Annotated in this window: 25 protein-coding genes and 2 tRNA genes; 20 read left to right on the forward strand and 7 right to left on the reverse strand. The window is 47.0% G+C overall.

Translation table 11 applies throughout. The annotated features are described in order from the left end of the window. The first annotated feature begins 19 nt into the window (after positions 1-19). The 10 genes from flgG to fliW all read left to right on the forward strand — a co-directional run bounded on the left by flgG (position 20) and on the right by fliW (position 9,728). The gene (flgG, locus tag ACZ5PW_RS07345; RefSeq protein WP_464559420.1) at positions 20-802 is read left to right on the forward strand and encodes a flagellar basal-body rod protein FlgG; all 783 of its coding nucleotides are present in this window, start codon (positions 20-22) and stop codon (positions 800-802) included. Positions 803-968: 166 nt separating this feature from the next. Then, positions 969-1,973: a flagellar basal body P-ring formation chaperone FlgA gene (gene flgA / locus ACZ5PW_RS07350; protein WP_464559422.1), complete on the forward strand. Its 1,005-nt coding sequence runs from the start codon at positions 969-971 to the stop codon at positions 1,971-1,973. Positions 1,974-1,995: 22 nt separating this feature from the next. Further along, the gene (locus tag ACZ5PW_RS07355; protein WP_464559424.1) at positions 1,996-2,694 is read left to right on the forward strand and encodes a flagellar basal body L-ring protein FlgH; all 699 of its coding nucleotides are present in this window, start codon (positions 1,996-1,998) and stop codon (positions 2,692-2,694) included. A 57-nt stretch (positions 2,695-2,751) separates the two neighbouring features. Next, on the forward strand, positions 2,752-3,885 hold the full coding sequence (locus tag ACZ5PW_RS07360; protein WP_464559426.1) for a flagellar basal body P-ring protein FlgI: 1,134 nt from the start codon (positions 2,752-2,754) through the stop codon (positions 3,883-3,885). Then, positions 3,886-4,632, forward strand: a complete 747-nt coding sequence (locus ACZ5PW_RS07365) for a rod-binding protein (RefSeq protein ID WP_464559428.1) — start codon at positions 3,886-3,888, stop codon at positions 4,630-4,632. Positions 4,633-4,710: 78 nt separating this feature from the next. Next, complete coding sequence (gene flgN / locus ACZ5PW_RS07370; protein WP_464559430.1) at positions 4,711-5,190, forward strand: flagellar export chaperone FlgN; 480 nt, start codon at positions 4,711-4,713, stop codon at positions 5,188-5,190. Next, positions 5,190-7,322 carry a flagellar hook-associated protein FlgK gene (flgK, locus tag ACZ5PW_RS07375; RefSeq protein WP_464559432.1) on the forward strand — a complete coding sequence of 711 codons (2,133 nt, stop codon included), beginning with the start codon at positions 5,190-5,192 and terminating at the stop codon, positions 7,320-7,322. Before flgN ends, flgK begins: the two co-directional genes overlap by 1 nt. A 35-nt stretch (positions 7,323-7,357) precedes the next feature. Beyond that, a complete protein-coding gene (gene flgL, locus ACZ5PW_RS07380; RefSeq protein WP_464559434.1) occupies positions 7,358-8,917 on the forward strand; it encodes a flagellar hook-associated protein FlgL in 1,560 nt (519 codons plus the stop codon). Positions 8,918-9,063: 146 nt separating this feature from the next. Then, positions 9,064-9,303 (forward strand): carbon storage regulator CsrA, encoded by a 240-nt coding sequence (csrA, locus tag ACZ5PW_RS07385; RefSeq protein WP_419780593.1) that lies wholly within the window; start codon positions 9,064-9,066, stop codon positions 9,301-9,303. Beyond that, entirely contained in the window at positions 9,279-9,728 is a 450-nt protein-coding gene (gene fliW / locus ACZ5PW_RS07390; RefSeq protein WP_464559436.1) for a flagellar assembly protein FliW, read from the forward strand. Before csrA ends, fliW begins: the two co-directional genes overlap by 25 nt. Before the next feature lie 99 nt (positions 9,729-9,827). Here the strand turns inward: fliW and flgM are convergent, their stop codons facing one another. Continuing rightward, positions 9,828-10,127, reverse strand: coding sequence for a flagellar biosynthesis anti-sigma factor FlgM (flgM, locus tag ACZ5PW_RS07395; protein ID WP_464559438.1), 300 nt, complete (start codon positions 10,125-10,127; stop codon positions 9,828-9,830). An 85-nt stretch (positions 10,128-10,212) separates the two neighbouring features. Further along, on the reverse strand, positions 10,213-10,629 hold the full coding sequence (locus ACZ5PW_RS07400) for a DVU0524 family FlgM-associated protein (protein WP_464559440.1): 417 nt from the start codon (positions 10,627-10,629) through the stop codon (positions 10,213-10,215). A 232-nt stretch (positions 10,630-10,861) separates the two neighbouring features. Between ACZ5PW_RS07400 and ACZ5PW_RS07405 the strand changes: the two genes are divergently transcribed. The 10 genes from ACZ5PW_RS07405 to ACZ5PW_RS07450 all read left to right on the forward strand — a co-directional run bounded on the left by ACZ5PW_RS07405 (position 10,862) and on the right by ACZ5PW_RS07450 (position 22,133). Continuing rightward, positions 10,862-11,713 carry an NAD(+)/NADH kinase gene (locus ACZ5PW_RS07405; protein ID WP_464559442.1) on the forward strand — a complete coding sequence of 284 codons (852 nt, stop codon included), beginning with the start codon at positions 10,862-10,864 and terminating at the stop codon, positions 11,711-11,713. 7 nt (positions 11,714-11,720) lie between these two features. Continuing rightward, positions 11,721-13,466 (forward strand): ARMT1-like domain-containing protein, encoded by a 1,746-nt coding sequence (locus tag ACZ5PW_RS07410; protein ID WP_464559444.1) that lies wholly within the window; start codon positions 11,721-11,723, stop codon positions 13,464-13,466. A gap of 7 nt (positions 13,467-13,473) precedes the next feature. Then, complete coding sequence (locus ACZ5PW_RS07415) at positions 13,474-14,754, forward strand: MltA domain-containing protein (RefSeq protein WP_464559446.1); 1,281 nt, start codon at positions 13,474-13,476, stop codon at positions 14,752-14,754. Between the two features lie 379 nt (positions 14,755-15,133). After that, positions 15,134-16,579 (forward strand): Asp-tRNA(Asn)/Glu-tRNA(Gln) amidotransferase subunit GatB, encoded by a 1,446-nt coding sequence (gene gatB, locus ACZ5PW_RS07420; RefSeq protein ID WP_464559448.1) that lies wholly within the window; start codon positions 15,134-15,136, stop codon positions 16,577-16,579. 15 nt (positions 16,580-16,594) lie between these two features. Further along, on the forward strand, positions 16,595-17,635 hold the full coding sequence (gene mtnA / locus ACZ5PW_RS07425; protein ID WP_464559450.1) for an S-methyl-5-thioribose-1-phosphate isomerase: 1,041 nt from the start codon (positions 16,595-16,597) through the stop codon (positions 17,633-17,635). A 428-nt stretch (positions 17,636-18,063) separates the two neighbouring features. Then, positions 18,064-19,416, forward strand: a complete 1,353-nt coding sequence (gene der, locus ACZ5PW_RS07430; protein WP_464559452.1) for a ribosome biogenesis GTPase Der — start codon at positions 18,064-18,066, stop codon at positions 19,414-19,416. 101 nt (positions 19,417-19,517) lie between these two features. Further along, a tRNA-Ser gene (locus ACZ5PW_RS07435) sits at positions 19,518-19,612 on the forward strand. Positions 19,613-19,861: 249 nt separating this feature from the next. Continuing rightward, complete coding sequence (locus ACZ5PW_RS07440) at positions 19,862-20,518, forward strand: response regulator (protein WP_464559454.1); 657 nt, start codon at positions 19,862-19,864, stop codon at positions 20,516-20,518. Between the two features lie 146 nt (positions 20,519-20,664). Continuing rightward, a tRNA-Ser gene (locus ACZ5PW_RS07445) sits at positions 20,665-20,756 on the forward strand. Between the two features lie 189 nt (positions 20,757-20,945). Then, positions 20,946-22,133 (forward strand): tyrosine-type recombinase/integrase, encoded by a 1,188-nt coding sequence (locus ACZ5PW_RS07450; protein ID WP_464559456.1) that lies wholly within the window; start codon positions 20,946-20,948, stop codon positions 22,131-22,133. A 137-nt stretch (positions 22,134-22,270) separates the two neighbouring features. On the opposite strand, the gene ACZ5PW_RS07455 is transcribed toward ACZ5PW_RS07450, so the two are convergent. The 5 genes from ACZ5PW_RS07455 to ACZ5PW_RS07475 all read right to left on the reverse strand — a co-directional run bounded on the left by ACZ5PW_RS07455 (position 22,271) and on the right by ACZ5PW_RS07475 (position 25,310). Continuing rightward, complete coding sequence (locus tag ACZ5PW_RS07455; RefSeq protein ID WP_464559459.1) at positions 22,271-22,948, reverse strand: RusA family crossover junction endodeoxyribonuclease; 678 nt, start codon at positions 22,946-22,948, stop codon at positions 22,271-22,273. Positions 22,949-22,952: 4 nt separating this feature from the next. Then, entirely contained in the window at positions 22,953-23,198 is a 246-nt protein-coding gene (locus ACZ5PW_RS07460) for a hypothetical protein (RefSeq protein WP_464559461.1), read from the reverse strand. Positions 23,199-23,208: 10 nt separating this feature from the next. Next, entirely contained in the window at positions 23,209-23,637 is a 429-nt protein-coding gene (locus ACZ5PW_RS07465) for a hypothetical protein (RefSeq protein WP_464559463.1), read from the reverse strand. A gap of 328 nt (positions 23,638-23,965) precedes the next feature. Further along, entirely contained in the window at positions 23,966-24,934 is a 969-nt protein-coding gene (locus ACZ5PW_RS07470; protein ID WP_464559465.1) for a relaxase/mobilization nuclease domain-containing protein, read from the reverse strand. Continuing rightward, positions 24,924-25,310, reverse strand: a complete 387-nt coding sequence (locus ACZ5PW_RS07475; protein ID WP_464559467.1) for a plasmid mobilization protein — start codon at positions 25,308-25,310, stop codon at positions 24,924-24,926. Before ACZ5PW_RS07475 ends, ACZ5PW_RS07470 begins: the two co-directional genes overlap by 11 nt. Between the last annotated feature and the right edge of the window lie 247 nt (positions 25,311-25,557).

A 25,557-nucleotide genomic window follows, 5' to 3' on the forward strand; every position in this document is an offset into this window, starting at 1 on the left:
AAAATAGGGGGATATTATCATGATGCGTTCACTCTGGACCGCGGCCACAGGGATGGTTGCTCAGCAGACTCACATCAATGTTCTTTCCAACAACCTTGCCAACGTGAACACTCAGGGGTTCAAAAAAAGCAGGGTCGAATTCGAGGACCTCATGTATCAGACCATGAGAATTGCCGGTTCCGCTACCGAAGGCGGGAACCAGCTTCCTACCGGACTACAGGTCGGTATGGGGGTTAAAGAGGTCAGCATCCATAAATTCTTCAGCCAGGGGTCTTTTGAGTCTACCGGCAATCCTCTGGATATAGCAATTGAAGGAGACGGCTTTTTCCGTATCGACCGCAACGGCGAAGAGGCCTACACCCGTGCCGGAGCATTCAAGCTGGATAACGAAGGCCGGGTTGTTACTTCCAATGGGTATCCTCTGCAGCCTGAATTTATTGTGCCTCCTGAAGCTGTAAACTTAGTTGTGTCCGAAGACGGCCACTTTGCAGCGCTTGATAAAAACGGCGTGGAGCTGGCTGCTGTGGACGTTCCTATCTACGACTTCATTAACGAGGCCGGACTCAATGCTGTAGGTAAGAACCTTTATGTTGAAACCGAGGCTTCCGGAGCACCCGTTGAGGGAACCCCCGGTGATGACAGGTTCGGTACGCTTGCTCAGGGTTATCTGGAAGGATCAAACGTCGAGCTTGTTGATGAAATGGTCGGGCTTATTGTCGGGCAGAGAGCTTACGAGACCAACTCCAAGGCTATTACCACTTCCGACTCCATGCTCCAGACTGCCATTAACGTTAAGCGATAGGTTCTGAATAACTGAATCCCGGGTTGCTTTGGCGGCCCGAGAGGGGCTTCAGTGGAAATACGATTAGCATCTCTGTAAGGCTCTGGTGCAGACAGAGATGCCGGGTGCTGACGGAAATAGCTTCAATGACACATGCCGGAGCACAAATTACAGGAAGGTTTTTATTATGACTATGGCAGATTTTTTCAAAGTGACTCGCAGGGTAGCGTTACTGTTTTTATTGGCGGGAGGTCTTGCGCTGGTTTTATCCGGCCCGGCCTTGGCGTCAAAGCAGAACACCGACTGGCGGATCAAAGTCAAGTCTGCCGCAGTGGTCCATGGTCCAAGGGTTACTCTTGGCGATATTGCTGACTTTTATGGAGATCTTCCTTCTAAGACCAAGGCGGACCTGTCTGCTGTCGAATTGTGGAATGCACCCGGTAAAGGACGCAGGCCCGTAACTGTAAACCGTTCCAAGTTAAGGGTTATTCTGCAGCACTATCTTGGTGAACTCATTCGCAACTGTATCCTTCCTGCCACCCTTACCATGCAGTATGGCGGGAAAGTGATGTCTGAAGAAGAACTAAGAAGAGCGGTTGTCAAAGTCTTGACTCCGTACGCCATGCAGTTCGATGGCGATTATAAATTCAGGGAAATGAGACTCCCGGACCACCTTTTTTTCAAAGATTCGATGGACAGCTTGAAAGTGACTGTCCCCCGTGCTTTCAAGCCAGGCACAAATAGCTTCAGACTGGAAGTGGTCAGCGTGGATGGACAGGTGCTCAGGCAGTTGTCCGGTTCCGTTTTTATGGACCTCTGGAAGCCTGTGCCCTGTCCGGTGCGCCCCATCAACCGCAAAGAAATCATAACTCCGGATCTTATAACTTGGAAAAGTAAAAATATGGCCCATCTGGGCAATCGCGTATGGGACGGTAAGGGTGGTCCCTGGCGTGTCAAGGCGCCCGTTGGAACAGGGCAGCCCATAATGCGTTCTTCCATTGAGCCTGCCCCTGTTGTTGCAAGGGGTGACAAGGTTACTCTGGTTTATAAAGGAAAACATCTGAGGCTTACAGTTCCGGTTGAGGTTATGGATGACGGCGGTGTAGGTCAGACGGTGACGGTACGTAACTTGCAAAGTAAGCGTAAAGTAATCGCAACAGTCGTCAACGCCCAGACGGTGACGGTAAAGTAAGTATAAGCGGAGGAAAGAGAAAATGAAAAAATCAATGCTGGCAATTTTTTGTTTTGCGGCTCTGACTGCCGGGTGCTCACCCGCCAAGCAGGCGCCAACCCCCATGCCGGTGATGACTCCTCCTGCACAGTACGAGCCGGAGCCTGCCAACAATCCGGGCTCACTGTTCGCTTCCACTGATTCGGAATATCTTTTTGACGACAACCGTGCCCGGAGAATCGGGGATATCGTTGTGGTAACTGTGGCTGAGACGAGTTCCGGGAAGCATACTTCCAATTCAAAAGCGGAAAAAGAGAATACCACAAGCCTGAGTGTTAGCAATTTTTCAGCAGGACTGGTCGGGGCGGTAGATCCTTTTGACCTCAAGAAGAACGCGGGGACTGATCCAATGATCGGTTCAAGTATGTCCAACAAGTTCAAGAGTACCGGTGAAGCCAAGAACGAATCCACACTAAGCGCTTCTGTTGCCTGCAGGGTGGTCAGAATTCTGCCAGGAAATGTCCTTCAGGTGGAAGGAGCCCGTCAGGTGCGCATAAATGATGAAACCCAGGTTCTGGTCGTTCGAGGCCTCCTTCGTCAGCGTGATATCGGGCCCTCTAACAGTGTGCAGTCCAGCTATCTGGCAGACGCGCATATTGAAGTCTACGGGCGCGGCATTCTTGCTGACAAGCAGAGACCCGGCTGGCTTTCTAGAATTCTTGATAACGTCTGGCCCTTCTAGCGGGCGGACAGGGTACTTGTAAATTTAATAGAGTCACATTCGATCACGGAGGATATGATGAGATTCGTAGATAAGATGAACAGATTAACAACAGGGCTTGCGGCTGCCGTAATTATCCTGTTCATCGTACTCATTCACGCTCAGCCCGCCGGGGCGGTCAGGTTGAAGGATATTTCATCTTTCAGCGGAGTGCGTGATAACGATCTGGTCGGTTACGGACTGGTTGTCGGACTTTCGGGGACCGGTGACGGAACCAACTCCGCGTTTACCATCACATCCATGATTAATATGTTGGAAAAAATGGGTGTTCAGGTTGATCGTTCTTCCATCAAGCCCAAGAACGTTGCCGCAGTCATGGTCACAGCCAAGATGCCTGTTTCCGCGCGCCCGGGCTCTCCTCTTGATGTAACAGTTTCTTCTATCGGAGACAGTAAAAGTCTTTTCGGCGGTGTTCTTCTTCTTACTCCTCTTAAAGGTATCGACGGTAAAGTATACGCTCTGGCACAGGGTGCTCTCACCGTTGGCGGTTTTTCCGCCTCGGGGGAAGCGGCCAGTGCTTCCAAGAACGTTGTTACCGTGGCCCGGATTCCTTCCGGGGCGACCATTGAGCGGTCAGTTCCTTTTGATTTCAACAGGCAGCGAAAAATTACCATCAATCTCAGTATGGCTGATTTCGGAACCACCATGCAGGTAGTGAAGAGAATTAACGCTGTTGTGGGTGGCTCCTTCGCCAATGCCATTGATGCTTCTACTGTCGATGTAGCTATCCCGGATCAGTTTCGCGGCAATATGGTCCCGCTGATGGCTGCTCTGGAAGATCTCGAAATTTCACCTGATGTTAAAGCCAAAGTCGTTGTGGATGAAAAGACCGGTACTGTTGTTCTCGGTCGTAATGTCCGCCTGACCAAGGTGGCGATTGCCCACGGCAACCTGCAGGTTGTAGTCGCTGAATCCGCGGATGTCAGCCAGCCCGGTCCTTTCGCACCTGAAGGAGCTGAAACCGTTGCCACTCCGGAGACCGAACTTGAGGTTGAGGAAGATAACAACCGACTCATGCTGGTTGAAGGCGCGACTCTGCAGGAACTTGTTGACGGCCTCAACGCTATCGGCGCAACCCCCCGTGACCTGATCTCAATTCTCAGGACTATGAAAGTGGCGGGTGCGCTGCACGCAGAACTGGAGGTTATTTAAATGATAGATCATGCAATGGATACAGCTACCGCAAGGTCTAATGCTGAAAATAAGGAACTGCAGGGCTTCAAGCGCAAACTGAATTCCATGAGCGACCGTCTTTCCTCGGGAGAGACAAAAGATGAGAAACTGCGCGAAGCATGCGAGAAGTTTGAAGCGGTCTTCATGGGTAAGATCTGGAAACAGATGCGTAAGAATGTTCCCAAGTCAGGCTATCTGAATAACCAGTATGAGCAGCAGTACACAGCAATGTTTGATAAGGATTTTTCCGAGAAGCTGGCTGAAGGCGGTGGTATCGGGTTGGGAGACATGCTTTATCAGCAGCTGCGCTCCAAGCTGGATAATGCAAGTAAGTCCACTTTGCCCGGAACCGGAAACTCAACGGCTTTGAAGACTCTTGATGAAGTCAACCGCAGTGGATCCGTTCACGGGGAGCATCTGGCGAAGAACGAACGTGTCGGCGAAAACGGCATGCCCGGTATCCCTCTTCCCAAGCCCGGTATTTCTCTTGAGGACGGTGACTTTCCCGTCAATATGCAGGTTGAGAGAAAAGTCAGCCGTGAGCAGGAAGGAAGTGTCAGCAAGGCTGCCCGTAGAGAGACTGTAGCGGACTCGCCGGTTGAAAGGGCCGAGACCATGGCCAAGATAGAAGCCCTGGCCCGTAGAATTGAAATGGAACACAATCAGAAAGTTTATGTGCAGGGAGCAACTGCAGAGGAAATTGGCAAGAAGCTTGCAGGTCTATAGTCACAACAATTGTGAAGAATAGTTAAGAAAAGTATAAAATACATTAAATACAGGTTTTTAAGGCAGGGAGGAGAGACAATGATCAAACTCATACAGGAAAATCTCGACAGACAGTCCAAAGCGGTCTTGTTGCTTTCCATGCTTCTTCAGGAAGAATTTTCCCTGCTTATGAATAAAGACCCTCAGGGTGTAACCAGAGTTGAACTGGTTATTCAGGAGCTTATGCGTCAGATCTCAGCTGAGCGTTTTTCCCTGAGAAATTTCATTCAAAAGATTGACCCCTCAGCCGGCAGGCTGGGTGAAATACTTCCAGCTATAGCTGATGATCAGAGAAAGATAATTGAAAAGCACCTCGCCCGTATTGACGAGCAGGAACAGAAGTGTGCGGTTCAGGCTACAAAAAATCATCAGCTTGCGCAGGCCCTCCTTGAGCAGTCTTCATCTATGCTGGATTTTCTGCATCGTGAGATTACCCCCAAGCAGCAGAATGTATATTCCGCTCGGGGCCGGTACGCTACTTCTTCCCCTCAGGCGTCCCTGATTAACGGGAGGCTCTAATGCCCGGCGTTAATTCACTACTCAACCTCGGTTCAGGGGCTCTTTTCGCCTCGCAGTCGGCCATTCAGGTAACCGGTGACAACATATCAAATGTCAACACCGAAGGTTACTCCCGCCGGAATGTGCGTCTTGAAGAGCGTCCCAGCATAAACTGGAGTCCGGGCCAACTCGGGACCGGTGTGCGCGCAGCAGAGGTCTACAGAAATTTCGACCAGTTCGTTGAGAACAGCTACAACGACAAGGCCACCATGCGTGAACGCTGGGATTCTCTCTACAACACTCTGAACAGCGTTGAGTCTTTGTTCAATGAGTCCAGAGGGTATGGCATCAACGCCAGTCTGACCACATTCTTTAATGACTGGCAGGATCTCAGCCAGCGCGCCAATGATGCGGCTTCCCGTCAGCAGCTGTTGAACGATTCACGAAATCTGGTCAATTCTCTGCATTCAATGCAGGATGATCTGGTAAGGTATCAGCAGCAGGTTGAGGACTACATCAAGCAGGATGTGGAAAGTGCCAACAGCATGATGACCCGCATTGCCGAGATCAACCAGCAGATCAACACGCAGCAGATAGATGGCCAGAACAACCCCAACGCTCTTTATGATGAGCGGGCCACACTTATCCGCGACCTGTCCAAAATCATGGATACCAAGGTTATCGACAACGGCGCGGGCAACATGACCATAACCACCGCAGCCGGCCAGACTCTGGTGGACGGTGATCAGCATTTCCGTATTTCCTACGATGGTCCGCAGAGTCAGAACAACCTGACTCCCGGTTCCAATTTTGACGGAGCTGCCTACTTCGATGGCTCCAGTGAATTTGAATATACCGTTGAAGTGGTTAACCCCGGTACTGTTACTTCCGGTGCCGGAGCTGCCCAGTTCAGAGTTTCTCTGGATGGCGGCAACACCTGGATCAAGGAAGAGGACGGTTCCACCAAGCTGTTCTCCGCCCGTCCTGAGGACGGAGCTATTCAGGTTGAAGATATCAAGATCTGGTTTGGAACACCCGACAGTTCAAATACTGCTCCTACGCAGTCTTTCTCTGCGGGAGATAAGTTCACAATAGTGCCCAAGAGTGCGCTTTACTGGGTTCAGAATACTTCCACCAAAGAGAATATCACTCCCCAGATGAGCTTTTCCGGGCAGGATAATACCCGCAGGCTTACCGGTGGAACTCTGACAGGTTTCTTTTCCTTCCGCGATAACAATGTCGGTCGTTACAAGGAACGGATGGACGCCCTGGCCGAGGAACTGGTCTGGCAGACCAATAGAATTCATTCGCAGGGCGCAGGGCTTGAGGGCCATACTTCAATGGAAGGAACTTACGCCGTTACTTCCGATTCCACCGCACTCGGCAGCGGTTCATCCGGACTGCCTTTCGGTGATCGTCTGGAATCCGGGAACTGCATGATGTATTTTTACAACTCCACATCAGGAGAGCTGGCCTCCTCGGCTTCATTCGGGCCTATTGACTTTGATCCGTCCACTCCCGAAGTTGATGCTTTTGATCCCACAAAGCATACACTCAGCAATGTGGCCGGAGCGATCAACAGCTCATACGGAACTTATGTGACGGCGGACATAGTAAACCACAAGCTGCAGATTACAGCCGAAGACGGTTATGAATTTCAGATGGGAACCGATACCACCGGTCTTTACGCTGCACTGGGGCTGAATACTTATTTTAGTGGTTCTCAGGCAGCGGATATCGAGATCAACGGCAAGGTTAACGGGGACGTCAATTTTGTGAATGCCGGACATGTAAACGGAGCCGGTGAAGCCAACTCCGGTGATAACTTCAGTGCTCTCAAAATGAAAGAGATGGCGCAGAAGGATGTAAATATCACCACCGCTTTTGACGGAACCACCAGTCAGACACTGATTGAATACTATGATTCAACCGTTGCCGTGGTAGGGGCGGATACAGGGACTGCCAAGTTCAACTATAATTTTCAGGAAACATTGGCTTCAGATCTGAATAACAGACAGCAGGAAGTTTCCGGTGTCAATATTGATGAGGAAATGAGTAATCTGATCAAGTATCAGCACTCTTACACCGCTGCAGCCAAACTGATTACAACCGCAGACCAGATGCTTCAGACCCTGCTCGGGCTGAAGAATTAGATGTTTTTGATGGAGCAGGCTAAGGGAGAAAGGTTATGAGAGTATCACAGCAAATGCTTTTCAACACCTATGTGTCGAATATGAACAGGTCGCTCACCGATTTGGTGGATAGCAATATCAAGGCCCAGACCCAGAAGAAGGTCAACCGTCCTTCGGATGATCCTGTGGGGATGGCCCGTATTCTCGACCATCGTGAAACCCTTGCCACAGTCAAGCAGTACCGCAACAATATCGATACCGCTAAAGGCTGGCTAAGTCTTTCTGACAGTACGCTCCTTCAGGTATCAACCATAGTTACCCGAGCCAAGGAGCTCGCCGAGCAGGCTTCTTCCGGAACCATCACTGATGATAACCGGGAACAGATCAGTTATGAAGCCCGCCAGCTTTTCCAGCAGCTCGTTGCCCTCTCCAATACCGAGTACGAAGGCAAGAGCATCTATGCCGGACATAAGGTTGATAAGAACGCCTTTGAAGAAAAGCTCTGGATGACCACCAATGATTCCAATGTTTCTTCGAGTAATTTTACCATCACCGGAAGTGCAGAAAAAACTATAGTTGTCCAGTTTCTCGATTCAGGAACCATAGGGACCACTAACGATCTTCAGTACCGTTACTCCAAGGATGGTGGCGATACCTTTACCACCAAGACCCTTTCCGGAACAAGTAACACACTAGATTTTGACGGTGTTACCATGACTCTGGATAACGGAACCGACGTTACTGCCAATGCTGCTGATAACACCAATGATGCCACTGGAACCTGGATGTGGGTCCGTCCCACAGCTCAGTACAAGGGGGACGATGAGGATGCTGTCAATATTACCGGCATGGGCACAACCCTTGGCGGCGGCAGGACCATGGCTGAGGGGGACTTCAACAGCGATGTTGCAGTCAGGATTGATTCCACGGCAACTCTTGCCTCCAACATCAGTTACTCCTACAGCCTTGACGGCGGAGTAACCTGGGATGAAGGCAATATTAAAAGTGCTGACGGTGTGGCGTCCAACGTTGTTCTGAGTATTCCCGGCGGAACTCTGACCATTTTTTCCAACGGCGGGGTAAATACCCTGACTTCCGGAGCGCAATTTATTGTACGTCCGGATACCGCTGCTATCAATCTGCAGATTCAGGAAAATGAGTATGTGCGGATAAACGATGTCGGTAAGGATATTTTCGGTGGAATTTATGAAGCTCCGGGAAGTTCAAATGCCAGTCCGGTTTTCAATGCCAACAGCATGCTTACGGGAAGCAACGCTTCGCCGTCTCATAACCTGTTTGAGACTATGGGTAATCTTGTCGCTTTTCTGGAGACCAACAACCAGTCCGGTGTGCAGGAGTGCCTTGACAGTCTTGGTCTGTCTCAGAAGCATGTACTGACTCAGGAAGCGGATGTCGGGGGTAGGGAAAACCGTCTTTCCGTTGCTGACAGCGTGCTCTCCGGTCTGGAATTAAACGAGAAGGAAAGAATCTCCCATATCGAAGACGTAGATATAGGTGAATTAATGACCCAGCTGTCACAACAGCAGATAGTGTATGAAGCGGTTCTTAAGAGTTCTTCAATGATTATGAAGCAGAATCTGCTTAATTTTATATAAAAATTTAGAATAAAGCTGAAAGCTTGTGCTTGCCCACAAGATGTTCATGAGCTAAGACAGTTCAAGAAATGAGAATATTCACCGCAGTGGTGGTTATTTTCATGTAAAGCTAAACGATCCAACAGGATTATCTACACAAAAATAATATGCTTATTCTGACCCGGAGACCGGGGGAAGCTCTATATCTGGATGATAACATAAAGATCACGGTGCTTAGTGTTCAGGGGCGGCAGGTGAAGCTGGGCCTTGAAATACCGACCGAGACTACTGTTTACAGGGAAGAGGTTTACCTCAAGATCAAAGAACAGAACCGTTTGGCGCTTGAAAACACAGAGCAGGACCTTCTTGCTGCGACCGAGTTATGGCAAAAGAAAGAACAAAAATAATCAGAACCCGTATCGGAGAAAGAGAGATTACTGAAGACGGTATCATCTACTTTTCCCGTGGGCTTATCGGCTTTGATGAAAAAAGGGACTTCGCTCTTATTCAGATCAGCGAGACATCTCCTTTTCTGCTTTTGCAGAGCCTTGAAGATCCTGGACTTGGGCTGCTGGTTGCAGATCCCTACAGTTTCATGGATGACTACGAGGTTCGCCTCAGCGAAGCTGAGAAAAGGATTCTCCGTGTTGAGAGTATCGGACAGCTGGCGGTTCTGGTGACCGTTACAATCCCTCCGGGACGGCCTGACGAAACCACGCTTAATCTGGGTGGCCCGATTGTTATAAACTCTGAGGCGAAGCGCGGAATGCAGGTCCCCCAGGTTGATTCCAAATACCCATCACACTTCCGCCCGGCCAACGATGAATCCTGAGGAAGCCGTTGCCGGGTAAGAAAGTAGCGGGTAGCACCCATATATTAAAATGCATTTCTACCGGTGAAATCTGTCATGGTTTCGCCGGTTTTTTGCTTTTTAACGCAGAAAATCCACTTCATCGCGTACAAGGTTCATTGCCGTCTTGCGGATGTCCGGCTTGTATGTACCTGCACGTACCTGATCTCTCAAGTCTCTGACCTTCTGTTCCCTGGTGTCGGGACTGTCTGTGGCGGTCTGTCTGGCTGTTCCTAAAAGCTTCGCCTGTGACGAAACGTTCACCACATCACGTGAAGGAGCCGAGGTCTGGTTCTGGGACTGAGTCTTGTCCGCAGCGTCCTTGACCCGGTTCTCTGAATAAGCCTTGAGATGGGCTGGGTTATACTGGTTAATCTTCATGATCCCCTCCGGGGTTACCAAGTTGACAATAAATTGAGGTTATAGATTCAGTCTGAAACTTGTTCGTGATTTTGGACCTGATGGATCAGAGCATTGTCTGATCTACTTTGTCCAGAGTGATCTCCCAGAGTCTGTTCATGACTTGAGACTTTTCTTCACGTGGAAGATCAAAAACTCCTTCTTCAGTTTCCTGAAGAATCTGAACATCACTGCCGTCGAGAGGGTACTCGAACAGGTAACGGGTGCCAAAATCAAGCTCCAGCTGTTCTAATATATCGGACACTACCGGATTTTCATTACCCGAGACAATGAGATTTTCGATAATTTCCCGGGAAATCTTCTCAATAAGCTCACGCCGCCGTGCTTCGCGCGAAATAGTAACAGTGTCCTGTGACTCGGACCGCTGCAGGGCACGCCTGAAACGGGCCAGTCGCTTGGCACTGGTAAGCTGCTTTCCATATGTGCGCAGCATATTTCTTACTTCTGCAGGGTTGTGAGCCACGGTAGATAATCCTCCTCATTACCTGTATCGGCAGGTTTGAATATATGCTTTAGGGTAAAAAACAAAAAAATTAGAATAATATTTTATATTTTTGTCGGTCGGTTAGGCGGCAAAGCTAAAATAAGCAAAAAAATATCGTGTGAAATGTATAGTCTAAAAATAAATAATTTTGCAGAAAATATGGTGATCAAACAGTTGAATCTTGGGCCCCTTTCTAATAGGAGAGTATTCTATGTCTGAGAGTCAAGGTTCTGTTCTTATCGTAACTAAGTCCGGCGGCGGTCCTGCCGCTGAGCTGGGGGATAAAATTGCCCTCTGGCTCAGTGATCGGGGGCTTGATTCCGTTCTTGTAGAGTATCCGTTTCCGCCGGCCAGAATTGATGTTTCCCGCTACAGGGATAAATGTATTCTGGTACTTGTTCTCGGAGGAGACGGCACTTTCATCGGTGTGGCCGGGGATGTCATTGATTGGGAAGTTCCTGTTCTAGGGATCAACCACGGCAGGGTAGGATTTCTCGCTGAGGTCCTTCCTGAGGACTGGGAGACAGCGCTAGAGCGTTTCATGGACGGAGATCTGGATATTTCCCTTCGAACTGCCTTTGATTATGAGGTCCAGCGGGGAAAGGGAATTGTCGCCCGTGGAGTGGCTATAAACGATCTGGTCATTTCCAGGGGAGCTGTTGCAAGGATAATTTCATTAGATATCGGCCAGAAAGGACAGTGGATCAAGAATCTCCGTGCTGACGGTCTGATCATTTCCACTTCCACCGGCTCTACTGCATATAATGTCTCTGCGGGCGGTCCTCTGGTCCATCCCGAACTTTCCGCTATGTGTGTCACTCCGGTCTGCCCGTTTCTTAATGGAATCCGGCCAATGGTTCTTCCCGCGGAAAATCCTCTTACCATCGATATCGCCGAATCTTCAGGAGATGTTTATCTTACTGAGGACGGTCGTGTTCCCTATCCGCTCAATCGCGGCTACCGGGTGACCATCAAGAAACATAAGAAAGAACTTATGCTTGCCCGTATTCACAGCAATACTTTTTTTCAGAAACTAAGAAGCAAAGGCTTTCTTTCGGAGTAACCCATCAGTGACAATTCTGCCGGATTTTACATCTATTAAAGATATCAGGTACGGTGAAGACCCGGTTTTTGATGCCTGGCTTCTGCACTTTATGACCGCCAATAATTTGGAGAGCTTCATGGATCCGGTGAAGAATGCCTCACCGGAACAGTTACGCTTTATGATTGCGTTGGAGGATGATCAGGTCTTTGCTCCCTGTTCTGACTGGCAGTTCAAAAGGCTCGTTAACCCTGGGCTTGAAGCTGATCTTCTGAACGTTTACGCATTTGCGTGGCGGGAACTGGTTAAACTGGTCAAGAATCATGTTGCCGACCGCTATCAGCGCAGACTGATACTTAATCTCTGCCGACACAAATTCAAACAGGCTCTGGACTCTTCAATAATGATTCCGTGGCGCCTGCTTAAAGGGATGATTACTATTTTTCTGACCCGGTCCGGTCTTGATGACCCCTACCGTGAGCGAAAAAGTGTCCTGTTTAAAAGAGGCAAGGAATTTGTGGATAGTGAATTTTTCCGTAATGCCATTGAATCCTGCCCTTACCCTGCACCGGATTGCGGGTGTCTCGCGGATATGCGCTTTGAGCTGGATATGGTCGAACTGGAACGCTTCTTCCGTCTTGCAACTCTTCCTGATCAGTGGAGCAAGCATCTTTTCAGTGGGGATTTCCTTCAGTTTTCCAAAATGTATTCTCGTGATGAAGTCGATTTTTCACCCGTGCGTAATATATTACATTCGAACGGACCCGGGCTTAGAATCCTTTATCTGCCTGATGAAACCGGCGGACTTATGTCCGACCTTTTAATGATAAGATCCCTGATACGTCAGGGGCACAGTGTCATCCTTTCGCTGCGTGAGGGGTTCTGTTTTGATGATCCCACATTCTGGGACCGTGAAAACGACCCGGAACTTGCTGAAGCTTTAAAGGGAGCTCTGTTCATTTCTGAAAACCGCATCTCCAAAAACGATCTGCTGTCCAGTCTGCGCCAGAATCCTTTTGTCGTTATTTCCGATGGAACCAGAGAACGCCTGAATCTGGTGCGCTGCAGCGTTACTTTTGCGCGGGCCTGGAAAGAGTCGGACCTTATTCTCGCCAAAGGGTGGGGAAACAGGCGTAGGCTTGTAGGGAACACCCACCAGTTCACCCGTGATGTAATTTGTTTTTACCGTACTCTGGAGGGACATTTCAGGCTTGAATTCAAAGCTAAATCACCAAGTACAATAAAATTCACTGAAGCTGGGATTACCGCAAAGGCGGACGAAATAATAAATGAAATGCAGCAGGCAAGGTCACAGAATAAAGCGGTCATGTTCTACAGTGCCATTGTGGGAAGTATTCCCGGTCAGGTAGACACCGCCATCAAGGTACTCAATACCTTTGTAGGCTATCTGAGAGAGCGTCTGGAGGATATTTACATCATCAACCCGGCTGAGTATTTTGAAGAGGGTATGGACGCAGACGACCTCATGTTCATGTGGGAAAAAGTTCAGCGAAGCGGTTTCATAACCATCTGGCGATTCCAGACTTATGCCGATATTGAAAAAAGTTTTGAGTTGATGGGTGAACGTGTGCCCCCGGTCTGGGCGGGAAAGGATGCCACATACTCAACCGGATGTACCAAGGAAATGCATATCGCTCAGGATGTTCAGTTGAGACATCGAGAGTTGCAGATTATCGGGCCGAGTCCCGAGAAGTTCCTGCGGCGGCGTGAGTATGGCGTTGGCAGATTCAGTGATGTTGTTATCGAAGCATAGTACCTAAATGAAAAAAAATATTTCTCCGTTTAAAATGGTGGCGGTTTTGTGTCTGCTGTCTTTTCTTTTCTGCGGTTGTGCAGCTAAAGTAAAAACAATCCCCAAGAAAAGGGTTATCAGATCTGAGACCAGTACCAAAGTATGGAAAAGCAAAAGGCCCGGGTTGAAAGCTCCAAGCGGCCCTGTCCGGTTTCAAAAGCTTCCGGTCAATTCAGCGGAACTTGCTGCAAGAAGACTCTCCGCTGGTTCTCAGGATATGCGCTCCTGGCGGGATCTTCTCCCCCAGATCCGGAAGTCGATAGAGTATGTCCGACGAAATCCTTCAGGCGGTTTTGCTCTCAAACGTGATGAATTACGCCTTACATGGGGGCAGTTGCGCAGGTCTCTTGAAGATCTTGAGCGGCTTTTGCCCCGGCTGGACAGAAATCCGGAGCTGCTGGGTAAGTATTTTGTGTGGTATCAGCTCCAGTCCGGTGCGGAGATGACCGGGTATTATACACCGGTGATTGAAGCCAGTTTGACCAGACAGGGACCTTATAAGTATCCCGTTTACAGACTGCCACCTGATCTTAGGAAAGCCCGCCCCGGACAGACCCATCCTTGGTCGGAAAAGCTTCGTAAGGCCTACCGGGTTGAAAATGGGAAGATACTGCCTTATCATTCCCGCCGGGCCATCGATATCAACAAGGTTTTGTCCGGCAGGGGGCTTGAAGTAGCATGGCTGAAGTGTCCGGTGGATCTGTTCTACATGCATGTTCAGGGTGGCGGAGTGCTTCGTCTGCCAGATGGTCGTTTGCGGACTGCTGTTTTCAGTGGCAGTAACGGACTGGATTTCAAAGGGCTTGGTCATATTTTGCACAAGAAAGGTGTTCTCAAGAAGAGCCAGCTCTCCCGGTCCATGATAAAATCCTACCTGCTCAGGAACCCCGGGCAGATGTGGGAGTTAATGGCTGAAAACGAAAGTTATATCTTTTTTAAAGTCACCCGTGGGCAGCCTCTGGGAGCCATGGGTAAAGCTCTGCATGGCAAGGTCAGTCTGGCTACAGACCCTTCGCTTTTGCCACTGGGATCAATTGTTTCTTTCAGGGCGGATATTTACCCTCGAAAGGGGCGTCCGGCCCACAGGGTGAATGGTATCGGGCTTGCGCAGGATACCGGAAAGGCCATTCGCGGGGCGCGTCTTGATTATTACATAGGAACCGGGAATAAATACAAATACGCGGCGCATCATTTAAAGAATCATGTGCCTGTTTATCTGCTGATAAGCCGGTCAGCCTTGAGGCGTTGATTGTGAAACGCATATCACTTATCCGGTGATTTTATTCCGCTTCATGCAGCTGGAGCGGCGGAGCCTTCGCAACTTCTCATTATTCGAAAGATTCGAAACATGGTCTGGCTCCTGAGGGATAGTGGGCCTGCTGATTCATTGAGGGGTTGCATAATTTTTGATTAAGTTTTTTGGAGAGGTAGACTCTACCTCTCTGTCAGGTTGTTCATTGGTTAATTGTATTTAATCAAATAAACATATTATCTCCAAATGGCGAAGCCCTGTTAAAAAGTTTTGGGATTCTTAAAGCCTTTTTATTAAAAAGTTTTAAGCCCCGGAGTTACGCTGAAAGGCTCCTGCAAAGGGCAGCCGGAGACATCATATAAGGATGGTAATTCATATGACTCAGTTTGAAACTGTTATCGGGCTTGAAGTTCACGCCCAGCTCAAGACAAAGACCAAGATTTTCTGCGGCTGTTCCACCGAGTTCGGCAAGGACCCCAACGAGAACGTCTGCGAAGTCTGCTCCGGTATGCCTGGCGTTCTTCCGGTTCTTAATGAAAAAGTAATGGAATATGCCGTCAAGATGGGGCTGGCAACCAACTGCGATATTAATCAGAAGTCTATCTTTGCCCGTAAAAATTACTTCTATCCGGACCTCCCTAAAGGATACCAGATTTCCCAGTTTGACCTGCCCATCTGCGAGCATGGCCATCTTGATATCTCCTACGAAGATGCTGACGGCGGGAAGCATGCCAAACGCATCGGTATCACTCGTATCCATATGGAAGAGGATGCTGGTAAAAACATCCACTCAGCGGCTGAAAACGCCAGCTTTGTAGACCTGAACCGTACCGGAGTTCCCCTCATTGAAATAGTGAGTGAACCGGATATGCGCAGTGCTGACGAGGCCGTTGCCTATCTCAAGGGGCTGCGTTCTATTCTTCTTTATCTCGGTATCTGTGACGGTAACCTTGAAGAAGGTTCTTTCCGTTGTGATGCAAACATTTCTGTCCGTCCTGTCGGCCAGAAAGAGTTCGGAACCCGTGCGGAGCTCAAGAACATCAACTCCTTCAGAAACATCCATAAAGCAATTCGTTACGAAGTCGCGCGCCAGATTGACCTCATTGAAGATGGCGAAAAAGTAATTCAGGAAACCCGCCTTTATGATGCGGACAAGGGAACAACCCATTCTATGCGCGGCAAGGAAGAGGCTCACGACTACCGCTACTTTCCAGATCCGGATCTGGTTCCTCTTGTCATTGAAGATGAATGGATTGCTGAATGGCAGGCCTCGCTCCCCGAACTCCCGACTGAACGCAAAGCCAGATTCATTGATGACATGGGACTTAGCGATGACGATGCAGAGCTGATAAGCTCAGAAAAAGATATTGCTGATTATTTTGAGGCTGTTCTTGAGAATCACAATGATCCCAAAAAAGTAGTTAACTGGATCAAAGGTGACTTTTTGCGTGAACTTAACCATAGCGAGATGAATGTTGCCGACTGCAGTTTTAAGCCGGAAATGATGGCGAAGCTTATCCAGCTCGTGGAAAAGGACGTAATCAGTATCAAAATAGGTAAAGATATTTTCAGCGAAGTCTTCACCAAAGGGATTGACCCCGAGAAGTACGTCAATGATAAAGGTCTGGTTCAGATTTCCGACTCATCTTCTCTTGAAGCTGTCGTTGATAAGGTCCTGGCTGACAATCCTGATGAAGTTGAAGCCTTCAAGGGCGGAAAGAAGAAGTTGATGAGCTTTTTCATGGGCCAGATCATGCGCGAGACCAAAGGAAAAGCTAACCCCGGTATGGTCAGCAAAATGATTTCCGAAAAACTTTCTTAACCCAGTGAGATTCAAATGACCGAGCATATTCAGTTTTCCCCTGAAAAAGACGCATTGGTTCTGCTTGACCAGCGCTATTTGCCAACCCGTGAGGACTGGTTCGACTGCAAAACAACCGATGATATCGTTGAGGCCCTCGTGGTTATGGTTGTTCGCGGAGCTCCTGCAATCGGTGTGACTGCCGCATACGGGTGTTATCTTGCCGGGCGTGAGGTGGCCGGAAGTGCAGACTGGAAGGCAGACCTTGAAAAGAACCTCGATAAAATTGAAAATGCCCGCCCCACGGCAGTAAACCTGCGTTGGGCTGTTAGGGAAATGAAGCGGGTATGGGCTGAAGCAGGTGATGTTTCACTTGATGAACTCTGCTCCATCTGGCTTAAGCGGGCCAAGGAAATCCACGTGGACGATATCCGCATGTGCGAGGATATAGGCAGGTATGGCGGCGAACTCATGGATGATGGCGATACCATCATGACTCACTGCAATGCCGGAGCGCTTGCTACCGCCGGATACGGGACAGCACTGGGTGTTGTCCGCGGTGCGGTTGATCAGGGCAAGAAAGTGTCCGTTATCGCCAATGAGACCCGTCCTTTTCTTCAGGGGGCACGTCTGACAGCTTATGAGCTGCATCGGGACGGTATCCCAGTTAAAGTTGCCTGCGATAACGCATGTGCATTGCTGATGAAAAAAGGGCTGGTCCAGAAAGTTGTGGTTGGTGCCGACCGTGTTGCTGCTAATGGTGATGCTGTGAACAAGATCGGGACTTTTGGCGTGGCATTGCTTGCGCGCGAGTTCGGTATCCCTTTCTACGTCGCCGCTCCTGTCTACACCATCGATCCCGAGACTCCTACCGGAGATGATGTGCCTATCGAAGACCGTACCCCGACCGAAGTGACCCATGTGGGAGACCATCGGATTACCCCTGAGGGCGTGGAAGTTTTCAACTTTGCCTTTGATCCCACTCCTAATGAACTCATTGCCGGGATCATAACTGAAAAGGGTGTTCTCAGGCCTCCTTACACCGAGGCTATCAAAAAGCTGTTCGAGGAAGAGTAGTCTTCTTTTTAGCAATGAACGACGTTTACCCTGTTTATTATTTCAGTTGAATTCTCTGAACAGGGTTCTGTCGGATCTTCGTCAATAATGATTATTGACTTGGTGGTTTGAAATTAAGGTGAGCCCGCAGTATCAATTGATATTGCGGGCTCCTGCCGTATATTTTAATAATGTTGCAATGCCGGACCGATCTTTTATTTTGACTGCAGAGCCCTTTTAAAATGAGACGTTCCTGAATTTAGTAGTGCTGCATAGCGGGCTCAGGAGTAATAAATTCTTTACAGAGTTACGTGCATTGTGTCATAGGCCCTTTCTGAGAAGATGAAAGAGGCGGGAAGCGGATGTCTTCCCGCTTTTTTTGATATATAGTGTTTTCACGCGATAAATATGTTGCGGATGACAGTTCATTTATTTTTGCGGAGGCTGAAATGCTGCCTACTATTGCACTTGTTGGACGCCCTAATGTAGGGAAATCCACACTTTTTAACAGATTATTGAGAAAGAAAAGGGCATTGACCCACGATGAGCCCGGCATCACCCGGGACCGCATCTATGCCGAAGGCCACTATGACGGGGTTAAGTACGCCCTTATTGATACCGGTGGTCTGGTAATGGAGAGCGATAATAATTCCGGTGAATTTCAGGGAGATATTTTTGAACAGGCCCGTGAAGCAATTGAATCCGCCCATTCGCTGATTCTGGTTGTGGACGGCAGAACCGGCCTGACGACTCTGGACGAGGAAGTTGCCAACTATATCCGCCAGAGCAACAAACCCGTTCTCCTGCTGGTCAACAAAGTTGACGGAGCAGAGATGGAGGCCACGGCTACCGCAGACTTTCACGCTCTTGGCTTTGAAATGCTGCCTGTATCAGCCGAACATGGTTTCAATCTACAGGAATTACGCGAAAAAGTGGCGGATATGGCTCTTGCCACCGGAATTGAGCCGGAGGAAGAAGATGAGGAGGCCAAAGGCCTGAAAATCGCCATGTTGGGACGACCCAATGCCGGGAAATCCTCCATGGTGAACGCTCTGACCGGTGAGGAAAGGGTTATCGTCAGTGATATCGCGGGTACTACACGTGACAGCGTTGACGTTACTTTTGACAGTGGCGGCAAAATTTATACTTTCGTGGACACCGCTGGTGTGCGCCGCAGAACTAATATTACTGATACTATTGAGCGTTTCAGTGTAGTGCGCGCATTAAGAAGCAGTGCAAGAGCGGATGTGACCATAATGGTTGTTGATGCTCTGTCCGGCATTACCAAGCAGGATAAACGGCTTTTGGATTACCTGCTCAAAGAGGCTGTCCCGTTTATCATAGCAGTCAATAAGATCGACCTTGTTTCCAAGGAAGAAAGGAAAGCACTGCGGGAAGGTTTTGAGCGTGCGCTCAGAATAGCTCATCATGTTCCGGTGGTTTATACTTCATGCATCAGCAAGTCCGGTCTGGGCGGGATTCTGCCTCTTGCCGCGAAACTGAAGAAAGAATGTTCACTAAGAATCAGCACCGGTGAGCTCAACAGAATCATGAAGGATATCATTGATAAACATCAGCCTCCGGTGGTCAAACGCAGAAGGGCTAAGTTCAAGTACGTCACCCAGGCTGACGAAGAGCCGCCGACTTTTATCTTTTTTATCAACGATGAAAAACTGATCAAGTCATCCTATCACAGGTTCCTTGAAAATAAGCTTCGCAAAATTCTGAATGTTAAGATTGCTCCATTGAATATTGTTTTCCGTTCTACCTTTAGAAAAAAAGAAGACATAGTTCATAAATAATTAAAAAAAATATCTTGAAAGGTGTTGACATTCAGGACGTGTAAATATATTTAAACGCTTCCTGAGTGAGTGAAGCACATCACTTCACTCACCATGCAAACGGAGAGGTGGCCGAGCACGGCTGAAGGCGCTCGCCTGCTAAGCGAGTATAGGGCTTAAAACTCTATCGAGGGTTCAAATCCCTCCCTCTCCGCCACATGAAAGTCAAGGGCAGTCGAAGTTTCGACTGCCTTTTTTTTAGCTGCAAGACATGCGTATTGTGCAAGCTGTTGGGCGTGATGAATTTTTAATTCAAGCACGTGCTTCGGCTGACAATGCTTGTTTGTAGTTATTAAATGACTGTACCTTTCTTGAGTCATTTCCTGAACTGATGTAACATTGATTTCATTAAGCTTATGGATTGCTTTATTGAGGGCTGTGTGATTAAAACCTGACGTTGGTGTAAATGTTGAATCTTGTCGGAGTTGTTATTGCTGACGACCATGCTTTGGTCAGGGAAGGGCTTAAAACCATTCTGAAGTCCCAGTCGGGAATTAATGTGCTCGGCATGGCTGAGAATGGTGAGGAAGCTGTGCGCCTCTGTAAAAGATTGAATCCGGATGTTGTGCTGATGGACCTGTCCATGCCTGTTAAAAGTGGCGTACAGGCCATTCAGGAACTCGCGGGGCATGGGAAGACCAAGATACTGGCATTGACAGCCCATGAAGAAGCGGATCATATTTTTTCAGCTCTTGATGCCGGAGCCAGCGGATATGTTTTGAAAACATCCTCAAGCGAAGAACTCATGATGGCGATCAGGACAGTGATGAAAGGTAAAGTTTATCTTGCCCCTGATATTTCCGGAGAAGTGGCCAAGGGATTTCTTCAGAAAGAGCGGGGTAAGTGTGATGAACGGCTTGATTCATTGACTGCCCGTGAGCGTGAAATTCTGAAGCAGGTTCTTGCCGGGTATAAAAACCGGGAAATTGCCGATCTGCTGATTATAAGTATCAAGACGGTTGAAAAACACCGTTCAAATATGATGAAAAAACTTGGGCTTCGTTCAATATCCGAGTTGCGTGCTTTTGGTGATGAGCTGAAAGGAAAGGGCGTTTATCTTTAGTCTGGGAAGGTCATCCGGGACTAATGTTCAGGCTGTCTATGTCGATTAATAAGGCCTCAAATTGCCAGGATAAAAATTTCCGTACAAAAGTACAAAAAAAGGTTGACATCTTAGGCAACTTCGGCAAAATTCTTTTCTCACGTTTTGGAGAGGTGGCAGAGTCCGGTTGAACGCGGTAGTCTTGAAAACTATTGAAGGTGTGAGCCTTCCGGGGGTTCGAATCCCTCCCTCTCCGCCAGTTAATAATTCCACTCGATAGCATAGAGTGTCAAAAGCCCTGCAATTGCAGGGCTTTTTTGTTTTCTAAGTTCCACGAGATTTCATGGGGTAGGTTGATACAGACCTTTTTATTGAGTAAGAGTTTGAGTAACCAGTTTTTTTGTTAGAAAGTTACTCAAGTCTTAACCCTCAACACATGGACTCTTAAGTGCCCTTAACTATAAAACAAATTGAATTGTCCAAGCCCAAGAAGAAGCTGTACCGAATCACAGACAGTAACGGCCTTTGTTTAGAAATTACTCCAAGCGGTTCTAAAAGGTGGCGGCTTCGCTATCAATTCAATCGCAAAGCAAAAATGCTCTCGCTAGGGTTGTATCCAGAAGTAAGTCTGAAAGAAGCTCGAAATCGAGTATTTGAGATGCGCCAGTCTCTAGCGAAAGGATTGGATCCATCCCGAGAGCGACAAGAGCAGAAGGCTAAGATAGACGGTAGTTATAGTTTTAAAGTTATTGCGGATAAATGGTTTGCGAAAAAATCATTAACTCTGGCAAACAAAAAAGACAGGCAGACCATATACGGCAGACTTGTGAATCATGTATTCCCTTTCATAGCCGATAAATCCATTTTTGAAATAACGAATAAAGATATAGTTGCGATCCTTGAGCGTTTGGAAGCCATGAATCTGCATGAGACTGCCAAGCGAGTTAATTTAACTTGCGTACATATTTTTAACTATGCCCGCGTATCAAATCCAGAATTGAGTAACCCTGCAAGCGATACCAAAGCGTTACTCATTCCCGCATCAAAACGTGTTAAACACTTTCCTGCTATAACGAAACCTGCCGAGATTAAGAAACTTTTGCGGAAGATAAATAATTTCAAAGGTACTTTCAGTGTTGCCCAGGCATTAAAATTTATTCCGTATACCTTTGTACGTTCTGGGGAATTACGTAGTGCTGAGTGGTCAGAAATTGATTGGGAAGCAAGAGAATGGCAAATTCCAGCTCATAAAATGAAAGCTCCGAGACCTCACATTGTCCCGCTCTCCACACAGGTCATAGACATATTAAAGAAAACCCATCTTGTAACAGGCCATAATAAATATATTTTTCACAGTGATCGTAGCAACAAGGGGATATTAAGCGAGAACACCATAAATAAGGCCTTACGTAGTATGGGGTACGCAAAGGATGAAATGTGCTGCCACGGGTTCAGGACAACTGCGAGTACCCGTCTAAATGGGGAATTAAAGTACATGCCAGACGTCATAGAGCGTCAATTGGCCCATGGTGAGGCAAATAAGGTTCGGGACGCTTACAACCGCGCTGAGTACCTAGAGGAACGTCATAAGATGATGCAGGAGTGGGCTGACTATTTGGATGGGCTGGCGGGGTAAGTCGCCGTCTACTTTTGATTGCGTCTTATGGGACTATCATTATAAATTTCAAAAACATTGGGCTGATTTTGAGGCTGGGTGGTTCCGGTCATGAAAAAGGAAAATGGAGTATTAAAATTCTGTGTAGTAGGTCTTAATTATGCAGTATATTTTGCGTTAATAAAATCTTCGTGCCTAATTATTTGAATATCCCTTATTCGCGAGCGGTGAAAAAAACGTTGTAGTGGAAGTGATTCAAGGGCTTCAACCATGCGGTGCCCGTTAGCAACCATTTGCTCTCTTGCTTGTATGGAATTAATTATGGATTCAAGACGTGTCTTTGCAATTTTAGCGGAGAAGCTTTTTCTAAATGGGAAGCATAATCCTTTATCTATTTGTATAAAAAATAAGTCGTCTTTAAGGCATGTCATGTCCCAGTGATATTTTACTCTTGCTTCGAAACTTTGATTTCCACTATGATCAATCCATGTAGAACTTACAGATTGTATCTGGCAGTCATCAATTAAGAATCCATTTGGTCCAATAAATGAATCCAAAATAGGTTTTATTATGTTGTCCACATCTGGGCATTTATCTGTTTCATATCGGTAGCACTCATCTGTAAACCATGAAATATCAATTTGGACGTCTTCAAGGATATAGTATTGAAAGGTAGATAAGATTTTCTTGACGTTGTTTATAAATAAATTTTTGGTTGCTGAGTTTGAATTCTGGAAAGAGATAGGTGCAAAGTCAAAAAATAGTTCAAAATATTTGCTTTGAGGTGGAGATGAATAAGCATCTGTTGGAATTATGTTTGATGTTTGTTTCATCATAAACTTATTTTTTGAATAGTTTTGCAGTTAAATTATTTAAATTTTGTTCGATTGTTAATTTAACTTGAGCTTCTGCTCTTTCTTTTGCTTCTGCTACGACACTGCTAAAGTCATTTAAATTTCCACAATGAGCGCATTCAATTAGGTCTCCTTCTTTCGGCTGCTTTCCGTGTTTGTCCTCAAGAGGTGACTGGCAATAAAGACACAAACAAGTAACTGAAGCTGGTGCTCCTTCTAAAAGGTTCGTCATAACATGTTCCTTATTTTGATGAATAGTTTATTGCTATATAGGCGGATGTTATTAAACTTACAGCGCTAACTAATATTGCAGCAACGGCTAAAACACCGGGATTTGAATTACACCAGCAAATAATTTTTTTGGGTATTGTGTTGGTTCGTTGATTCTCGATATGTCGAGATTTTGCTATGCCTAGACCTGCTGTTGTTATCCCAACTAGAGAATACGGATTCCCGGTACTTATTTCTTTTTGCTCTATCCAATGGTTAGCTCGACATATGTTCAATATTTCAATTAGTTTTTCATATGTAATATTCGGGTATATAGTGTGTATGTCAGGTAAGTTTTTTTCATCAAATTTAACCATGAACGTATTTTGAGACTGGCCTATCATTCGCATTTTTAAGTACATCCAATCAAGTAGGCAATATTCATCGAATTGATCTTTCATCGATTAAAGTTCCTTGTTTATTTTTTATGGCTATAGATATAATATGATGCGTTTCTTTGCAAGTGCGTATATTGTCTTAGAAAACTGATTTGAAATGGTCCCTTACAAAATCCCCAACTTATACAGCACGATCACCACACCAAACAAAACCCCAACCAGCGAAAAAAGAAATGTAATTCCCATATTTATGTAGATGTTTTTCCGCACTTCATTTTGCATATAGTTATAGACTTCGCATGCCTCCTCATGAGCCTTTCCGGCTTGCTTGTTGACTAGCTTACATATCGCTATACAGCGGTTTACGTCCTTTTCTAATAACTTCACAGCCTTAACGGGAAAATCCCTTGTTTCTTCTATGGTTTTTTCTACTGTCCGAGTTGATTCCTTGATTACTATTTGAAATTCTTTCAAAAGCTTGATCAACTCCATGTTGCTCTCGATTTTGTGTTGCTCCTGCTGGCTCAGCAATCCCAAGCGGGCTTCCATCATTGTGATTTCGTCCACTTCTGGAGTCTCTTCTTTCGCAGTCGATAAGTTCTTTATTTTTTCCATTTTGCTCATATAATCCTCTTTTTTGCAGTCCGTTCCATGAGTAACTTTTGCCTAGGGAACTGCCTTTCATGGTTATTCCATTCAGCGCAAAACTAATGCCTCTGATATTTCCGTTTTTGGCTCGGTTGAGTCGAACTTCAATACTGTTTGCGCTTAGTGTTTTTATAAATAAATTAAGGTTCTTGTATGCGCTTAAAGCTTCTTTTACCTTGTTTTGCAGTTGCATTCTGATAGGCAACTCTCCTGTGCGGAGAGCTTTTTCAACTTCATTTTTGGTTAATGCTTTTGAATCGACTTCTTTGCTGTTTGCAACAGCTTGCAGGTCGTATTTTTTCTCTAGTTCACGCATTAATTTTTCTTGCTTTCTAAAGTCATTACTGTCGCTTACGACTTCTCCTTGCATGGTTACTCGGTTAACTACAATGTGAATATGTGGATGTTCTGTGTCTGTATGTTTTGTCGCAATATATTGGCAGTCACTAAACCCCATTGCTTGTATGTATTTTTGCGTGACGTTACGCCATTCCTTGTCTGTTAGGCTTTCTTGCGGAGCCAGACTAATACTTGCATGGCAAACCACTTTTTTTAAATTGGGCCGCAAATTGCGAATAGCTCCAAATTCCTGCGCTAGCTCTCTCGGATTTTCCCCGGCCATATTGGTTGTTAAAATAGACGCACCATCTTTCCCGAGGTCATAATCCAATGCTCCGCGAAATCCTGTGCCTTTTACGAGTTTAGCTATCATTCTTCGCAGCCTTGTTTAGGCCTAGCAGTTCGCAGCGTAGTTTTGTGACAGCTTCGTGCGTTTCGTTGATTAGTTGCTCTGGGATCGCGTTTCTGTCTAAACGATAGCTAAGCTGCAAAAGCTGGTTAAGATTGCTCCCAAGCTTTGATAATTCGGCGTAAGCTTGTCTGTTTACGGCTGGGACAACTAAGCGTTTTATGTCCTTTTGTATGGATAGCTCTCGTAAGCATTGCGAAAGAGATAGATTTAACATTCTGGCTTTGCTGGCTAGCAGTGTCCGCTCTTTCAAATTAACACGGACGCCAATCACGTACTGTCTGACATCATCGCTCGGAAGAGTGGGACGGCCTGTTTTTTTCTGATAGTTATTTTTCATCTTGTGATTTTGCTTTTTGTGCTTTGATTTATTTCTTCCCCGCAGGGCAAGCGTTTAAGTGAAACGAAAACATGGCTTGCTCCTTACCTCTGACAATCCCGCACGACTATAATGTGTCAATTGCGACTGCCATCTATCTTCTTCAGAATCCGCCGGAACTGAGTCAGGATTTAACTGTCCCGCCTTCTCTCTGCTAGGAGATGGTACAGTGGGACAAAGCTGCACTTTGCTTTAATTTCGTACCTGG

The organism is Maridesulfovibrio salinus (assembly GCF_055394525.1).

Coding starts and splice junctions, on each gene's coding strand:
- flgG (WP_464559420.1), top strand. CDS start 20: ATGATGCGTTCACTCTGGACCGCGGCCACAGGGATGGTTGCTCAGCAG.
- flgA (WP_464559422.1), top strand. CDS start 969: ATGACTATGGCAGATTTTTTCAAAGTGACTCGCAGGGTAGCGTTACTG.
- ACZ5PW_RS07355 (WP_464559424.1), top strand. CDS start 1,996: ATGAAAAAATCAATGCTGGCAATTTTTTGTTTTGCGGCTCTGACTGCC.
- ACZ5PW_RS07360 (WP_464559426.1), top strand. CDS start 2,752: ATGAGATTCGTAGATAAGATGAACAGATTAACAACAGGGCTTGCGGCT.
- ACZ5PW_RS07365 (WP_464559428.1), top strand. CDS start 3,886: ATGATAGATCATGCAATGGATACAGCTACCGCAAGGTCTAATGCTGAA.
- flgN (WP_464559430.1), top strand. CDS start 4,711: ATGATCAAACTCATACAGGAAAATCTCGACAGACAGTCCAAAGCGGTC.
- flgK (WP_464559432.1), top strand. CDS start 5,190: ATGCCCGGCGTTAATTCACTACTCAACCTCGGTTCAGGGGCTCTTTTC.
- flgL (WP_464559434.1), top strand. CDS start 7,358: ATGAGAGTATCACAGCAAATGCTTTTCAACACCTATGTGTCGAATATG.
- csrA (WP_419780593.1), top strand. CDS start 9,064: ATGCTTATTCTGACCCGGAGACCGGGGGAAGCTCTATATCTGGATGAT.
- fliW (WP_464559436.1), top strand. CDS start 9,279: ATGGCAAAAGAAAGAACAAAAATAATCAGAACCCGTATCGGAGAAAGA.
- flgM (WP_464559438.1), bottom strand. CDS start 10,127: ATGAAGATTAACCAGTATAACCCAGCCCATCTCAAGGCTTATTCAGAG.
- ACZ5PW_RS07405 (WP_464559442.1), top strand. CDS start 10,862: ATGTCTGAGAGTCAAGGTTCTGTTCTTATCGTAACTAAGTCCGGCGGC.
- ACZ5PW_RS07415 (WP_464559446.1), top strand. CDS start 13,474: ATGAAAAAAAATATTTCTCCGTTTAAAATGGTGGCGGTTTTGTGTCTG.
- gatB (WP_464559448.1), top strand. CDS start 15,134: ATGACTCAGTTTGAAACTGTTATCGGGCTTGAAGTTCACGCCCAGCTC.
- mtnA (WP_464559450.1), top strand. CDS start 16,595: ATGACCGAGCATATTCAGTTTTCCCCTGAAAAAGACGCATTGGTTCTG.
- der (WP_464559452.1), top strand. CDS start 18,064: ATGCTGCCTACTATTGCACTTGTTGGACGCCCTAATGTAGGGAAATCC.
- ACZ5PW_RS07440 (WP_464559454.1), top strand. CDS start 19,862: ATGTTGAATCTTGTCGGAGTTGTTATTGCTGACGACCATGCTTTGGTC.
- ACZ5PW_RS07455 (WP_464559459.1), bottom strand. CDS start 22,948: ATGATGAAACAAACATCAAACATAATTCCAACAGATGCTTATTCATCT.
- ACZ5PW_RS07460 (WP_464559461.1), bottom strand. CDS start 23,198: ATGACGAACCTTTTAGAAGGAGCACCAGCTTCAGTTACTTGTTTGTGT.
- ACZ5PW_RS07465 (WP_464559463.1), bottom strand. CDS start 23,637: ATGAAAGATCAATTCGATGAATATTGCCTACTTGATTGGATGTACTTA.
- ACZ5PW_RS07470 (WP_464559465.1), bottom strand. CDS start 24,934: ATGATAGCTAAACTCGTAAAAGGCACAGGATTTCGCGGAGCATTGGAT.
- ACZ5PW_RS07475 (WP_464559467.1), bottom strand. CDS start 25,310: ATGAAAAATAACTATCAGAAAAAAACAGGCCGTCCCACTCTTCCGAGC.